Consider the following 13723-nt stretch of genomic DNA (forward strand, 5'->3'; position numbering starts at 1 on the left):
AAGGATTTAGCAATGGATGAGAAGCTGCAAACTCTGCTAAACAATCAGGTCATTAACGAGCACGGCGCCGCTATGGTCTACACCCAGCTGGCCTACGAGATGGACAACCTGTCCTTCCCGGGCATGCGCGACTGGTTCATGGCTCAGGCTAGCGAAGAGCGCGTCCACGCACAGAAGCTTGCGGATCACCTCTTGGCACGCGGCTACCGCGTAGAGCTTAACGATATCCCGGTTGGCTCCATCAAGGCTGCCACCCCGCTGGATGCGTTCGAGGCTTCCTTGGCACACGAGCAGAAGGTTTCCGAGCAGATCCGCGAGATCGCCCGCGTTGCCCTTGACATCCAGGACCTGGACTCCCGTCAGCTCATTGACTGGTTCCTGGCTGAGCAGATCGAGGAAGAGGACACCGTTTCTGAGATCATCGACCAGATCAAGCTGGTGGGCAACGATGGCGCTGGCCTGCTGCGCATCGATTCCCGTTTGGCTAACCGCAACTCCTAAGTTGTGAATAACAAACACATCAAGATTTAAATCAATCCTCCCATAGCACTGGGCTGCTGTGGGAGGATTGACGTATGTCTGCACACCTCAAAGCAACCCTCTCTGCCACCCTGGCGGTATTGGCATTAAGCCTCATCATCGGTGCTGCGGTCATCTCAAGCCACGTGACCCTCGGCATCTTTTTGACCACCGCGGCGCTCATGCTGAGTCCGTTTGCGGGGGTGGTGATGCTGGCGTGTGGGGTCATCGGCAAGCGCGGGCTGGTCAACCGCTCCTTATATTCCTTGAGTGGAATGCTGATTCTGGCCTCGTTGGCCGTGCTCATCGTGTTACCGATGGCGCAGGCAACGGCGGCGCTGGTGATTTTTATCGCCGGTACCGCGGTGGGGATTGTGGCCGTGCAGACCCAAGCTACTAGGCGCGCATAAACTGGACGCATTATGCCGAAGTTGCTGTTTGATCTGTACGGCGTGCTGCTGCGCCCCGCCACGCCGGAAGCGCACGTTGAACTGGAGCGCTTCCTCGCGCCTGCGAACCCGGAGGCATTCTGGGAGGCCTATAACTATTTCCGGCCCGATTACGATGCCGGAATTTTTAGCGATAGCCACTACTGGAACGAGATAGCCGCCCGTGCGGGTATGGAGCCCATTGACTGCGCTGGGGCCGTGGCCTGCGAGAATCAGTACCTGCTCGAGGCGGACTCAGAGATGGTAGCGCTGGTCAAAGGGCTCATCGGGGAGGGCTTTAGCGTCGGGATTTTATCCAATATACCCACGACCCTGGCGGAACAGGTGCGCGCGCAGCATCCGTGGTTGGCAGAGTGTGCGGCGGTAACGTTGAGCTGCGATATCGGGGTGGCCAAACCGCATCCTGAGGCCTACCGGGTGGCGGTGGACGCGCTCGCGGCGCAGCCTAAGGACACGCACTTCTTTGATGACCGCATCGACTACATCGAGGGCGCTACCTATTGCGGGTTGCAATCCCACCTGTTTACCGGCATCGACTCCGCGCGCGAGGTATTACGCGGTCTGGAGTGAGCGGCCGAGCTCCAATGGCTCGCGCAATAGTTGATCGGTGGCCACGGTACGGGCGACGGCTCGCACGATTTCTTTGTGGCTTGGAATCATGCGCAGTTCCAGGTCCTCCGAGGTGGAACCTCGGACGGTGGAGGCAAAAAGCTGGGGCGCGCGGGAATCGCCGGTAAAGGCCCCGCCGGCAATGACGACGGTTTTCGGCGAGTATTCGTGGACCATCTCCGCCGTAATCTGGCCCAGCTGGCGGGCGCGTTCGTCCAAGATGGCGCGCACGGCGGAATTGGACTCGGCGATGGTAGCGACCTCGTGCAGGGTACTGGCCTGGATACCGTGGCGGCGCACGGCCTCCAGGATGGACTGGGTGGCCAAGAGGTGTTCGGAAGCGCCGTGGCCCAGCACGTCAGAGTGGGTCTGCGGGAGCGGGATGATGGAATTGACCTCGTCATCGACGGAGAGCGCAGATCCTAAGGAATCATCCGCGAAGAGCAGGAGAACGCGCTCGTTCGTGCCAATCTCGGCAGCCTGGGTCTCCGAGCCCAAAATGGCGGAAATGGCAGAGGTAACAACCACGGGAACGCTGAATTGGAAGCGCAGGCGCGCGGCGATATCCACGCCGTGCCAGCCCAGGTTATCCGCGGTGACCAGGCCCTCTTCATCCACGGTGCCCGAGGTGGTAATCCCCAAGGCCACGAGCCGGCGATCTAGGCCCGTCATCATGCGGTTGATGCCGGCCATGATGTGTTCAAGAAAGTCTTCCTCCGTCAGGCGGGCAACAGGAGTAGCGATTTCTTCTTCCGACACGGTGCGGCCCTTGATGTCATAGAGGCCGATGTAGGTCTCAGAGGTGCCGACAGCGATGCCGCCGAGCACCCAGTTATTATCCGCGGCCTCGAGGGGAACGGTAGGGCGGCCCCGGCCCTGGGATTGGGTGAGGTCGGTGCGCTCTTGGATGAGTCCTGCGTTGAGGAGCGCGGTGGTAGCGCGGGTAATGGTGGGCTGGGAGAGCCCGGTGGCTTCTACCAGCTCACTACGGGTAATGATCGGGTTCAGACGCACCAGGTGAAGGCACTTAGCAGCCGGTGTACGGGGGCGGGTGAACACGGGGCCAGGTTTGATCATGAAAGAAAGTATATGTGTCACAGACTGCTTTGTCTAATCTATTCATAGGTATATGTACCGAATGGTCTAAAGGTGGAGGTAGGCCGAAAATTCTCTATGCTGGGGCGCATGAAATCAGTAGCGGTTTATTGCGGCTCCGCCGTGGGCAATTCGCCCGCCTATAGCGCAGCGGCACAACACTTGGGCGGCGAGCTTGCCCGTCGCGGGCTGAACTTGGTCTATGGCGGCGGAAATATCGGCCTCATGCGTGAGGTTGCCAACTCCTGCTTGAAGGCCGGCGGCACCGTCACTGGCGTCATGCCGCAATCCCTGGTGGATTTAGAGATCTCCCACCCAGGCTTGACCCGCCTCGAGGTCGTGGATTCTATGGCCGAGCGGAAAACCCGGATGGAGCAGCTGGCGGATTCCTTTATTTGTTTGCCCGGCGGCGTGGGCACGTTGGAGGAAGTAACAGAGGTACTGACCCAACAACAGCTGGGCAGCATTCGCGGGCCCGTTGGCTTGGTTGATGTGGAAGGTTTTTGGCAGCCCTTTTATGACATGTATGCCGCCATGGCCGAGGCCGGCTTCATCCTGCCCCGCTTTGTAAAAGCACTGGTCATAGAGGAAAATTCCGCGGCAGTGCTGGATGGTTTTGCCCAGTGGCACTACCCGGGCACGAAGTGGAACAACGATTAGCTAACAAGTTTGCAACATTTGGGTGGGCCTGGGTGGCCTATCAACAAGATAAAGGGTTAGACTTCCCTCTTATGAGTTCTGAGCAGACCGCTAAGCGCCAGCCCTCTCTACTGGACGCTTCGTGCGATAACTTCGTTCACGACCTAGCCGAGCTATCCCCAACAGATGCAACCGCGTGGGGCATTGACGGTTTTGAAGGCGAATTGCAGGATTTTTCCCCCGACTATTTTGAGGCTGTCGCTGATCGCACCCGCGATATGGTTGCGGATCTGGATGCCTTGGATGACACCACCGATGAATCCGATGATGAGGATGACTTCGATGACGTGGATTATGTCACCGCAGCCGTCTTGCGGGATCGGCTCTGTTTAGATCTGGATTTGCACCACCACGGCGAGGATATTCGCAGCCTTAATAATATTGCCTCGCCCGTGCAGACCATCCGGGATTCCCTGCTGCTTATGCCGCAGGATACTCAAGAGGACCGCGAGGCCATTCGCTCCCGCCTGTCCAAGGTCAAGGGCTCCCTTGATGGCTACCGCGAGTCCCTGAAGGAAGCAGCCTCCCACGGCATGGTGGCACCGCATCGCCAGATTTCTGAGGTCATTGTGCAGTGCGAGCGGCTTGCCGATGCCGACTCTATGCTCGAGGGCCTCGGCCTCGACCCCGACTCCGCTGAGGTGAAGAAGGCCAAGGAGGCCTTTGGCGAGTTCTCGGATTGGCTGTCTAATGACCTGCAGCCGCAGTCCTCCAATAAGGACGCTGTGGGTCGCGAGCGCTACGAGCGTTTCTCCAAGCTGTTCCTCGGCGATTCCGTGGACTTGGATGAGGCCTATGAATGGGGCCTTGACCAGGTGCGCTACCTGCGCGGGGAGCAGGAAAAGATTGCGCACGATCTTTATGGCCCCGAGTGCTCGGTGCGCTCTGCCATGCGCAAGCTGAACCACGAGGAGCGTTATACCCTGCGCGGCACTGATGCCTTGGTGGAGTGGATGCAGAGCAAGGCCGATGCGGTCATCGCCGAGCTCAACGGCAAGGAATTCGACATTCCGGAAGAAGTCGAAGAGATCGAGTGCCGCATCGACCCAGCGGGCACCGGTGGCATCTTCTACACCCCGCCCAGCGATGACTTTTCGCGCCCAGGCCGCATGTGGTGGTCCGTGCCGGAGGGCCAAGATACCTTCCACACCTGGCAGGAGCTGACCACCGTGCACCATGAGGGTGTGCCGGGCCACCACCTGCAGCTGGGTTCTGCCCTGGTACAAGAGGATTTGAACCTGTGGCGCCGCGCGGTGACCTGGAACTCCGGCCACGGCGAGGGCTGGGCCTTGTACGCTGAGCAGCTCATGGCCGAGCTGGGCTACATGGACGATCCTGGCGTGCGGATGGGGCTGCTTGATGCCCAGCGCCTGCGCGCGGCCCGCGTCGTGGTGGACATCGGATTGCACCTGGGCAAGAAGCTGCCGGACTGCACAGTATCCGGCGTGTGGGATAAGGCCCACGTGAAGACCTACATGCGCGAAAACACCGCCATGGATGATGCGAACCTCAATTTTGAGGTCAACCGCTACCTGGGTTGGCCGGGCCAGGCACCGTCCTATGCCCTGGGTCAGCGCCTATGGCAAGAAACCCGCGCCGCCGCCGAGGAGCAGGGCATGAGCGCCTGCGAATTCCACTCCGAGGCCTTGGCTCTTGGCTCGGTGCCCATGTCGGTACTGCGTGAAGCCGTGCTCAATAACTAAACGCGCAGGCTAGCCGCGCACGCTAGCGCCTTTTAGCAAACTTGCCGACGGCCCTAATGAGCTGCGGCAGGTACCCGGCAATGACCAGCACGGCGATGAGGCGGGTAAGCTGCACCGCGATTACCACGGGGCCAGCGCCGCCTTCCGCGGAGAGCGCGAGCACGGTTTCTAGCGCGCCGGGGCTAGTAGCTAGGTAGGCCTCGAAGTAGCTGATATTCAGCCAGTGCATCAGCGGCCACGCCGTGGCCGCGCACAGGCCGAGGACGGCGGCGATGGAAAGAATCGTCGCGGGAAGTTGCTTGGCAAAGGCCTTGAGCGATGGGAGGGAAAGCCCGCCGCCGCAGACCCACCCGATGGATAAAAAGGCAATGACCTTAAAGGCATAGATAGGCTCTAACGTATGGCCCTCCGGCAGGAAGAACGAGGCCAGCACCGTCAAGATCAGCGGGCCGAGCACGGCCGCTGCGGGCAGGTGCAGGAATTTGCCAAGGCTTTCACCGACCAGCGCGATAACGAGCACCAACGCGATGATCCACCAGGTGGTTTCCGCCTCCAGCCTTAAGTCGCCGCCCCTTCCGGCCGGCGTATCGAGGAAGGTCACGACGGCGGGAAGGGATACGGAAACGATCAATAACCGCAGGTATTGGGTGAGCGCGACGTAGCGGTAGTCGGCACCGAGTTCATCGGCAAGCGCGGGCATGAGCGAGGCACCGCCGGGAAGCATAGATAGGATGCCGGTTTCGGAGGAGACGTCCCGTGGCTGCTGGCGGTGCAGCATAACGCCGCAGAAGATGCCCAGCGCGATGGTGACAAAGGACATGGTTATGGCCGCCGGCAGGTACCCCACCAATTGGCCAAAGGAGACCACCGTTAGCGGCAGCGCGGCCATGATGCCGATGAATCCGCGCGATAGCCCATAAAATTTGCGGTTGACCTTGAGGTCCTCGCCGGTGATAAGGGCCATGGCGCCGGAGGCAATGATCGCGGCCAAAATCCACGCGGCCGGCACGTGCCACATGCTAAAAAGCCAGCCCAAGAGGACGGAGACGGGGACCACGATGCCCCACCGCAGGATGGTGTGGGTGTCTACGCTTATTCCCCAGTGCCGTTTAGCCACGTATTCTCCCATCTTCTGCTCGTCTCCGATCGAGTCTAGACCTCCCCGCCGCGGGGTTTATGATCTCCTCATGGATATCGACGTGGCGCAGTGGGCGGTGCTCCTTATGGGAGCGGCGGGGGCAGGCTGGATCGACGCGGTCATTGGCGGGGGAGGCCTCGTGCTTATTCCGCTATTGCTTGCCGTTGTGCCGGGGCTGGCACCGGCAACGGCGCTGGCCACCAACAAGCTCGCGGCGGTATCGGGCACGGCATCGGCGGCCGTGACCTTGGTGCGCAGGGTGCGCCCGCCCGCAGGGGAGCTCGTTCGTTACGCCCTCATCGCCCTCGTGTGCGCCGGGCTGGGCGCGAGCGTGGCGGCGAATCTAAATAGCGATATCATGCGCCCGCTCATCATCGTGCTGTTAGTAGTGGTGGGCGTCTTCGTGACCTTTAAGCCGAGCTTTGGCACTACCGAGTCACCCGGGATCCGCGGCGGATGGCGCACCTGGGCGGGGATTGTGGCGGTCGCGTCCATCTCCTTTTATGACGGCATCTTTGGCCCGGGTACCGGCATGTTCCTGATTATGGCCTTTACCTTTATTTTCTCCCAGAACTTCTTGAAATCCGCGGCGATGGCCAAGGTGGTCAATACCGCCACGAACCTTGGCGCGCTGGTGACCTTTATTCTTGGCGGCCACGTGTGGTGGACCCTTGGCATCGCGTTGGCCGCCGCCAATATCCTCGGCGCCCAGGTGGGCGCGCGGACGGTGCTCAGCGGCGGGACGAAGCTTATCCGCTACGCCCTTCTTACCTTGGTCGTGGTCATGAGCTGCTATCTATCCTGGCAGCAGTGGGGTTAAGCTACATCCGGTTCTTGGTCCGCGCGGTGGCAATGGCATTCCACGGATCCTCGGGCCACGGGTGCTTGGGGTAGCGCCCGCGCATATCGGCGCGCACCCCGGCGTAGGGGCCGGACCAGAAGCTTGCGAGGTCATCGGTGACCGCTAGCGGGCGGCCGGCGGGGGAGAGCAAGTGAAATTGCACGCGGTTGCCGCAGTACTCCGGGGATTCTGCCAGGCCGAAGCATTCTTGCAACTTGATGTGGACCACGGGGCGATCGCCCGACCAATCGATTTTGGCATCGCGGCCGGAGGGCACTGGGAGGCGTTCGGGCGCGAGCTCATCCAGGCGCGTGGCTTCCGGCCAGGGAAGCAGGCGCTGCAGGGCGGGGTACATGTCTATCTTGGCGGTGGGGGTTCCCGCGGCAATCTGGTGCAGCTCAGGCCCAAGCCACTCGGCGGGATCGGCGGCATCGACATCTGGCCAGGGGTCGCCGTAGTGCGCGCGCAAGTGGCGGAGCCTATCTTTTAAGATCTGGGCCTTTTCGCTGAAGGTAAATAGGCCGAGGCCCTCTTCGCGGATGCCGGCGGCGAGGGCCTGCGCGGCGGCATCGCCGGTGATCTTAACTGGGGTCTCGGAGAGCACAATCGCCCCGGCCGCCCGGACTTTGACCCCGCGCACGCGGCCCCCACGCAGGAAGGCGCGGGTTTCTTCGGTCACGCCGATGGCATCTAGCGCGGCGGATTCTGCGATGCGCGCGGCGGTGCGGATGATGGGGTTTCCGGCATTGGAGAGGGTGACCTCCGCGATGGCGAGCCACGGCGAGCCGGCCAGCCCGGAGTTATCCAGCAGCCGGGCGCGGGTGCCGCTGGCCAGCAGGTAGTCTTCGCCCACGCGCTTGGCCACCTGCTCGGGATAGGCGGTGGCGACGACCTCGCCGGGGTCTGCGGGGCCGAGATCCTCCACCAGGCGGGACAGGCGCTTGACTTCCTTCTGCGGTGCGGGGCGACGGGTGAGATCGGTGGTGTTGGTGGGGGCATCGGCAAGCGCGGCGATGGTGGGGGCCGCCTGGCTGCCGTGCCGGATAAGGGCCGCGCCGAGGCGGGGATCGGTGGGCAGGAGGGCGAGCTCTTGCGTCGCACCAATGCGCTCGAGGGTGGCGCGCGCGGCCGCAAGGGCTTGGGCGGGCGGCGGATCGAGCAGCGGGAAATCCGGGCCCGCGCCCCAGCAATCCAAAAACAGCGCAGCCTGCGTGAGATCCGCGGACAGGATCTCCGGCGTAGTGTGCGGGGAAAAGTGCTGGTAATCGTCCTGGGAATAGCAGCGAATGACCGTACCCGGCGCCTCACGCCCGGCACGGCCCGCGCGCTGGTCCGCGCTCGACCTCGATGTGGAGACCGTCACCAGGCCAGACATGCCGCGCTGTGCATCGCGCCGGGGAACGCGGGCCAGCCCGGCATCTACCACCACACGCACGCCAGGCACCGTCAGCGAGGATTCCGCGATGGACGTCGCCACCACAATGCGCTGCTCATCGGTATAAAGCGCGGCATCTTGCTCTGCGGTGGTCTGCTTGCCGTGCAGCGGGAAAACATTATGGCCCTGCAGCTCCTCGCACACCAGGTTGACCTCGCGCATGCCGGGCACGAAGACCAGCGTGGATTCGTGTTGGCGGGCCGCCTGCTTGGCGATGCCCCCGTAAAACTCCCGCGACCCCGCCGCGCGCCCCGATTGCGGCGCGTACTGGATATCCAGGGGATAGGTCACCGCCTCTGTGGTGTGGACGGGCGCGCCCATGAGCTGGGAAAAGCGCTGCGCGTCTACCGTTGCGGACATGGCGATGACGCGGAAGTCTTCGCGCAGCTCGGCCAGCTCCAGGCACATGCCGAGCACCAGATCCGTATCCAGCTGGCGCTCGTGGACCTCATCGATGGCCACGGCGGCCACGCCCTCGAGCTCCGGATCTTTGAGTAGGCGGCGCAGCAGTACGCCTGGGGTGACGAATTCGACCTCGCTGCCCGTGCGGGATTCGCCGCGGATGGCGAAGCCGACCTTCTCCGGGGTGCCGCTGAGGGTGCTCAATCGCTGGGCGGCCGCGCGCACGGCGACGCGGCGCGGGGCGGTGACGATGACCTTGCCGCGCCCTGCGGAATGATTGGCTAGCGCCGGTGGCACGAGCGTGGTTTTACCCGTGCCGGGCGGTGCCTGAATGACGACGTTTCCGGTGTGGGGAAGCGAATCGATGGTCTCGGCTACGGGCAGCCCCGCGCCAATGCTGGCGAGATCGAACATTTACTGCGCGGCCCCGAAACCTTCCACGGGGCCGTCCAAATCCTTGCGCTCCCACGAATCCTCATCGCCGTCCAGGGTGCGCACCACGCGGCCGGGCGTGCCCAGGACCAGGGAGTTATCCGGGATATCCTTGGTCACCAGCGTGCCGGCACCAATAACGCAGTTTTCACCAATGGTAACCCCCGGCATGACGGTGGCATTGGCCCCAAACCACGTATTGCGCCCCACGGTGATGGGGTGGGCGATTTCCCACCCGCCCTCGCGCATCGCGTGATCATTGACGGGGTGGCCCACCGTAATGAACGAGCAATTGGGCCCAATCAACACGCGGTCACCGAATGTGACCTTGGCTTGGGCCAAAATGCTGCTGCCAAAGTTGATGAAGACGCCTTCCCCACAGACGATATTGCAGCCGTATTCCATATTCAGCGGCGCGTGCGCCCCCGGCACGTGCGATTCGTCCGGCAGGATCTCCCGCAAGATTGCCTGCGCCTGCTCCTTATCGGTGTTGTGCAGATCGTTGAACTGCCCAATCAGCCCAAAGGTGCGCTGGTGCTCCTTATCGATGTCCCCCATGCCCGGCAGGTGCCACTGCCCACCGGTCATTCGCTCCCAAGTGCCGTAGCGTTGCAGGTCGTGCAGCTTTTGTTCATCCATGTGAGCCATTGTAGAGGCCTCCACGGCGGTGGCGATTAGAGTGGAGGAATGCTTTTTGATTCACTGCCGCGGCCGAATGCGTACGTCGCGCCGGGCGTGGGGCACGTGCCGGGGTGGGTGGGCATCGGCAAGCAAAAGGCCCTTGTAGAAGAGACGCGGGAGATTGCTCGCGCGTATGCGCATACGCCGATGGCGATGGTGCAGCCGCGGCTGAAATCGGGTGGACAGATGAGCGTATTTCAGCTGCATCTTGGCCGGTATTGGCATTATCCCAGCTACCGGTACGTGGACAATATGGAAGGCACGCGGGTGCCGCCGGTGCCGGATAGCCTGCGGGAATTGGCCCCAGTGGCGCTGCGGCAGGCGGCCCAGGTTGCCCCGGAGCTTGAACCATGGGTGGATAACTTCGTGCCGGAGATGGCGCTGGTGAATTATTATCCGCCCGGCTCGGCGATGGGCATGCACGTGGATGACTCTGAGGAATCGCCCGCACCCGTGATTTCGCTTTCGATTGGGGATGAGGCCCTCTTCCGCATAGGTCATACCGAAAATCGCACTAAGCCCTGGGACGATGTGACTTTGTGCTCGGGTGATTTGGTGGTCTTTGGCGGGCCGAAGCGCTTTGCCTACCACGGGGTCGTGCGGGTAAATGATGGCACGCTGCCGGAGGGATGCGGGCTGCAGGAAGGCAGAATCAATATCACCATCAGACAAGTTTCGGCGAGCGCGGTAGGCTAGGGCGGGTTACATAAAGGTTGAAGGAAAGAGGTTTTTCTTATGTCCCGAATTGGCATCATCATCGGCTCTACCCGCGATAAGGCGGCGGGCCAGGCAGTAGGCGAGTGGGTCAATGACCTCGCCCAAGGCCGCGAGAACGGTGTGGAGTACCAGCTGTTGGAGCTCAAGAAGTTCAATGTTCCCATCCTTACCAGCGAGGTTGTTCCGGGTGCGGCGAATAAGCAGTACGATGACGCCAACGTGCAGGAGTGGTCCAAGGCCGTCGATGCCTGCGATGGCTTTGTCTTCGTGACCCCGGAGTACAACCACTCCGTGCCTGGTCCGTTCAAGAATGCCTACGATTCGCTCGGCGCGGAATGGGCCGGCAAGCCGGTAGCCTTCGTGGGCTATGGCTCCGTCGGCGGCGTGCGCGCGGTCGAGGCATGGCGCAATGTCGTGGCTAACTTCTCCATGCCGCAGCTGCGCAACCAGCTGGACTTTAATATCTTCACCGATTGGAACGATGGCGAATTCCGCCCCAGCGATGACTCCTACGAGCGCGCAAACTCCCTGCTTGCTGAGCTCGAGGACGCACTTTAAGTAAAAGGCCCTGCACCGCGCAGCGCGCTGCGTAGCATGGGGTGCATGACTGAAAAGAAAGTAGCAGTAGTAACCGGCGCCTCCTCTGGCATTGGGGAGGCCACCGCGCGTTCTTTGGCCAAGGACGGCTGGCACGTTGTCGTGGGCGCGCGCCGCACAGACCGCCTGCAGCAGCTTGCCTCTGAGATCAGTGGCGAGGCCTATGAGCTGGACGTTACCTCCGATGTTTCTGTTTCCAAGTTCGTCTCCCACCTCGACCGCGTAGATCTTTTGGTCAATAACGCCGGCGGTGCCAAGGGCTTGGAGCCGCTGGTCGATACCTCCATCGAGGACTGGCAGTGGATGTACGAGACCAACGTGCTCGGCACCGTGCGCATGATTCAGGCGCTTATGCCCAAGTTAGAGCGGGTGCCAGATCTTTCCGGGCTAATTATTAACGTCGGTTCCATTGCTGGCTGGACCGTCTACGAAGGCGGTTCCGGCTATAACACCGCTAAGCACGGCGTGCGCGTGATTTCTCGCGCGCTGCGCCTAGAAAACCACGATGTGCGCGTTACCGAGATTGATCCTGGCCGCGTGGCCACGGACTTTTCCTTGGTGCGCTTCAAGGGCGATGAAAAGCGCGCGGCCAAGGTGTATGACGGCCAGCTCAACCTCGTGGCAGAGGACATTGCGGAGGCCATCCGCTGGGTCGCCGCCCAACCGGCCCACGTCAACGTGGATACGATGACCATTAAGCCGCGCACGCAAAGCTAAGGCCCCGCGGGGCTCTTAAAAAGAGCAGCGGCGGGGCGGGGCCTAGGCTTTATCTTCCTGCTTGAGCCTTATTGCAGGCCAAACTGATCCCATGCGGCAGGGGCCAGGTTCTGGTACACGTGCTTGTGCTCTTGGTATTCGGCAAGGCCGGTGGGGCCCAGCTCGCGGCCGTTGCCAGACTGCTTGTAGCCGCCCCATTCCGCCTGCGGCAGGTACGGGTGGAAATCATTGATCCAAATGGTGCCGTGGCGCAGGGCGCGGGCAACGCGCTCGGCGCGGCCGGCATCGGAGGTGTACACCGCGCCAGCCAGGCCATACTCGGTATCGTTTGCGATCTCAATGGCCTCTTCTTCGGTGGTGAAGGTCTCGATGGTCACGGTCGGGCCGAAGGCCTCATCGTGGACGCAGTCCATCTCGCGGGTAGCGCCATCGATGATCGTGGGCAGGTAGTACACGCCCTGGCCCAGATCCGTGGTGCCGGTGCCGTGCTGGCCGTTGGTGTCCTCGCTGGTGGCGGCGCGGCCTCCGGTGAGGATCTTGGCACCTTGTTCGCGGGCCTTGTCCACGTAGGCTGCTACCTTCTCGCGGTGGTCGGCCGAAATAAGCGGACCGGTCTCGGCCTTGTCATCGGTGGGTCCACCGATCTTGATCTTCTCGGCGCGCTCGACCAGTGCGGCAACGAACTTATCGTGCAGGGACTCTTCCACCACGATGCGCGAGCCGGCGGAGCAGACCTGGCCGGAGTGGAAGAAGGCGCCGTTGAGCGCATTATCCACGGCGACGTCGAAGTTGGCATCAGCAAAGATAACGTTCGGGTTCTTGCCGCCGAGCTCTAGCGCCGTGCGCTTGACGGTTTCGGCCGCGTTCTTTGCAATCAGCTTGCCGGTAACGAGGCCGCCGGTGAAGGAGACCATATCCACGTCGGGGTGCTGGGAGAGCGGATTGCCGCAGTTAGCGCCGGCGCCGGTGATGAGGTTGCCCACGCCATCCGGCAGGCCGCATTCCTTTAGCGCCGCCATGAGCAGCATCGCGGTGTGCGGGGTCAGTTCCGCTTGCTTGAGCACGAAGGTATTGCCGGCAGCAAGTGCTGGGCCAACCTTCCAGGACACCTGCAGCAGCGGGTAATTCCAGGGGGTAATCAGGCCGCAGACGCCCACCGGCTCGGCGTCGATGCGCGAGCGCAGGTTGGGATCTTGCGGGTCGACCACGCGGCCGGCTTGGTGCTGGGCCAAGGTGCCAAAGTACTCGAAAGCATTGGCAATATCGTCCATATCGCCCAGGGATTCCTCGTAGCGCTTGCCGGTATCCGCGGATTCGGCTTGGGCGAAAAGTTCCTTGTGCTCACGGATGAAATCCGCCAGGCGGATGACGATCTTGCCGCGCTCGGCGGACGGCGTTGCGGCCCACTCGCCCTTATCGAATGTTTCACGTGCAACCTGGATGGCACGCAGGGTATCTGCCTCGGATGCCTCGGAGACGACGCCGACGGTGGAGCCATCGGCAGGGCAGATAATGGTGCGGGTCTCGCCATCCTGGGCGGCCTCCCACTGGCCGTTGATGAAGAGCGACTTGGGGGCACCACCGGAGTGCACGCCCTGGAGCAATTCGGTGGTAGTGGGATCGAACAAGGTGTTCTGGGTGCTCAAAGTGAAAGCAACCTTTCTCTAATTGAGGCGGTATCGCCCGCCA

General features: G+C 62.2%; 14 protein-coding genes. 9 read left to right on the top strand and 5 right to left on the bottom strand.

Annotated elements, in window-relative coordinates:
- Nucleotides 1–12: 12 nt before the first annotated feature.
- The 3 genes from EL217_RS00360 to EL217_RS00370 all read left to right on the top strand — a co-directional run bounded on the left by EL217_RS00360 (nt 13) and on the right by EL217_RS00370 (nt 1538).
- Nucleotides 13–501, top strand: a complete 489-nt coding sequence (locus EL217_RS00360; RefSeq protein WP_005276181.1) for a ferritin — start codon at nt 13–15, stop codon at nt 499–501.
- Nucleotides 502–575: 74 nt separating this feature from the next.
- Nucleotides 576–929, top strand: a complete 354-nt coding sequence (locus tag EL217_RS00365) for a hypothetical protein (protein WP_005280551.1) — start codon at nt 576–578, stop codon at nt 927–929.
- Between the two features lie 12 nt (nt 930–941).
- Nucleotides 942–1538, top strand: coding sequence for an HAD-IA family hydrolase (locus EL217_RS00370; protein WP_005280553.1), 597 nt, complete (start codon nt 942–944; stop codon nt 1536–1538).
- Here EL217_RS00370 and EL217_RS00375 read toward each other — a convergent pair.
- Nucleotides 1521–2654: an ROK family transcriptional regulator gene (locus EL217_RS00375; protein WP_126317965.1), complete on the bottom strand. Its 1134-nt coding sequence runs from the start codon at nt 2652–2654 to the stop codon at nt 1521–1523. The two genes, EL217_RS00370 and EL217_RS00375, sit on opposite strands and share 18 nt — an antisense overlap.
- A 108-nt stretch (nt 2655–2762) precedes the next feature.
- On the opposite strand from EL217_RS00375, the gene EL217_RS00380 reads away from it, so the two are divergent.
- On the top strand, nt 2763–3332 hold the full coding sequence (locus tag EL217_RS00380; RefSeq protein ID WP_126317967.1) for a TIGR00730 family Rossman fold protein: 570 nt from the start codon (nt 2763–2765) through the stop codon (nt 3330–3332).
- Between the two features lie 71 nt (nt 3333–3403).
- On the top strand, nt 3404–5074 hold the full coding sequence (locus EL217_RS00385) for a DUF885 domain-containing protein (RefSeq protein ID WP_126317969.1): 1671 nt from the start codon (nt 3404–3406) through the stop codon (nt 5072–5074).
- Nucleotides 5075–5096: 22 nt separating this feature from the next.
- On the opposite strand, the gene EL217_RS00390 is transcribed toward EL217_RS00385, so the two are convergent.
- Nucleotides 5097–6203, bottom strand: a complete 1107-nt coding sequence (locus EL217_RS00390; protein WP_126317971.1) for an AbrB family transcriptional regulator — start codon at nt 6201–6203, stop codon at nt 5097–5099.
- Nucleotides 6204–6261: 58 nt separating this feature from the next.
- On the opposite strand from EL217_RS00390, the gene EL217_RS00395 reads away from it, so the two are divergent.
- Entirely contained in the window at nt 6262–7032 is a 771-nt protein-coding gene (locus tag EL217_RS00395) for a TSUP family transporter (RefSeq protein ID WP_005280566.1), read from the top strand.
- Nucleotide 7033: 1 nt separating this feature from the next.
- Here the strand turns inward: EL217_RS00395 and hrpB are convergent, their stop codons facing one another.
- Both hrpB and EL217_RS00405 read right to left on the bottom strand, forming a co-directional pair.
- Nucleotides 7034–9304 carry an ATP-dependent helicase HrpB gene (gene hrpB / locus EL217_RS00400; protein WP_126317973.1) on the bottom strand — a complete coding sequence of 757 codons (2271 nt, stop codon included), beginning with the start codon at nt 9302–9304 and terminating at the stop codon, nt 7034–7036.
- Nucleotides 9305–9970, bottom strand: a complete 666-nt coding sequence (locus EL217_RS00405) for a sugar O-acetyltransferase (RefSeq protein WP_005280571.1) — start codon at nt 9968–9970, stop codon at nt 9305–9307.
- 39 nt (nt 9971–10009) lie between these two features.
- Here EL217_RS00405 and EL217_RS00410 point away from each other — a divergent pair, with 39 nt between their 5' ends.
- Genes EL217_RS00410 through EL217_RS00420 form a run of 3 tightly spaced genes read left to right on the top strand, consistent with a single transcriptional unit; the run spans nt 10010 to nt 12034 of the window.
- Complete coding sequence (locus EL217_RS00410) at nt 10010–10699, top strand: alpha-ketoglutarate-dependent dioxygenase AlkB family protein (protein ID WP_005280573.1); 690 nt, start codon at nt 10010–10012, stop codon at nt 10697–10699.
- A 39-nt stretch (nt 10700–10738) separates the two neighbouring features.
- Complete coding sequence (locus tag EL217_RS00415; RefSeq protein ID WP_005280576.1) at nt 10739–11278, top strand: NADPH-dependent FMN reductase; 540 nt, start codon at nt 10739–10741, stop codon at nt 11276–11278.
- 36 nt (nt 11279–11314) lie between these two features.
- Nucleotides 11315–12034, top strand: coding sequence for an SDR family oxidoreductase (locus EL217_RS00420; RefSeq protein ID WP_005280577.1), 720 nt, complete (start codon nt 11315–11317; stop codon nt 12032–12034).
- Nucleotides 12035–12102: 68 nt separating this feature from the next.
- Here the strand turns inward: EL217_RS00420 and EL217_RS00425 are convergent, their stop codons facing one another.
- The gene (locus EL217_RS00425) at nt 12103–13680 is read right to left on the bottom strand and encodes an aldehyde dehydrogenase family protein (RefSeq protein ID WP_005280580.1); all 1578 of its coding nucleotides are present in this window, start codon (nt 13678–13680) and stop codon (nt 12103–12105) included.
- Between the last annotated feature and the right edge of the window lie 43 nt (nt 13681–13723).

The organism is Corynebacterium segmentosum, assembly GCF_900637825.1.
In the GTDB taxonomy this organism is placed as follows: domain Bacteria; phylum Actinomycetota; class Actinomycetes; order Mycobacteriales; family Mycobacteriaceae; genus Corynebacterium; species Corynebacterium accolens.

Excerpts from the sequence above, each read along its gene's own strand:
- EL217_RS00360 (WP_005276181.1), top strand. The coding sequence starts at position 13 with ATGGATGAGAAGCTGCAAACTCTGCTAAACAATCAGGTCATTAACGAG.
- EL217_RS00365 (WP_005280551.1), top strand. The coding sequence starts at position 576 with ATGTCTGCACACCTCAAAGCAACCCTCTCTGCCACCCTGGCGGTATTG.
- EL217_RS00370 (WP_005280553.1), top strand. The coding sequence starts at position 942 with ATGCCGAAGTTGCTGTTTGATCTGTACGGCGTGCTGCTGCGCCCCGCC.
- EL217_RS00375 (WP_126317965.1), bottom strand. The coding sequence starts at position 2,654 with ATGATCAAACCTGGCCCCGTGTTCACCCGCCCCCGTACACCGGCTGCT.
- EL217_RS00380 (WP_126317967.1), top strand. The coding sequence starts at position 2,763 with ATGAAATCAGTAGCGGTTTATTGCGGCTCCGCCGTGGGCAATTCGCCC.
- EL217_RS00385 (WP_126317969.1), top strand. The coding sequence starts at position 3,404 with ATGAGTTCTGAGCAGACCGCTAAGCGCCAGCCCTCTCTACTGGACGCT.
- EL217_RS00390 (WP_126317971.1), bottom strand. The coding sequence starts at position 6,203 with ATGGGAGAATACGTGGCTAAACGGCACTGGGGAATAAGCGTAGACACC.
- EL217_RS00395 (WP_005280566.1), top strand. The coding sequence starts at position 6,262 with ATGGATATCGACGTGGCGCAGTGGGCGGTGCTCCTTATGGGAGCGGCG.
- hrpB (WP_126317973.1), bottom strand. The coding sequence starts at position 9,304 with ATGTTCGATCTCGCCAGCATTGGCGCGGGGCTGCCCGTAGCCGAGACC.
- EL217_RS00405 (WP_005280571.1), bottom strand. The coding sequence starts at position 9,970 with ATGGCTCACATGGATGAACAAAAGCTGCACGACCTGCAACGCTACGGC.
- EL217_RS00410 (WP_005280573.1), top strand. The coding sequence starts at position 10,010 with ATGCTTTTTGATTCACTGCCGCGGCCGAATGCGTACGTCGCGCCGGGC.
- EL217_RS00415 (WP_005280576.1), top strand. The coding sequence starts at position 10,739 with ATGTCCCGAATTGGCATCATCATCGGCTCTACCCGCGATAAGGCGGCG.
- EL217_RS00420 (WP_005280577.1), top strand. The coding sequence starts at position 11,315 with ATGGGGTGCATGACTGAAAAGAAAGTAGCAGTAGTAACCGGCGCCTCC.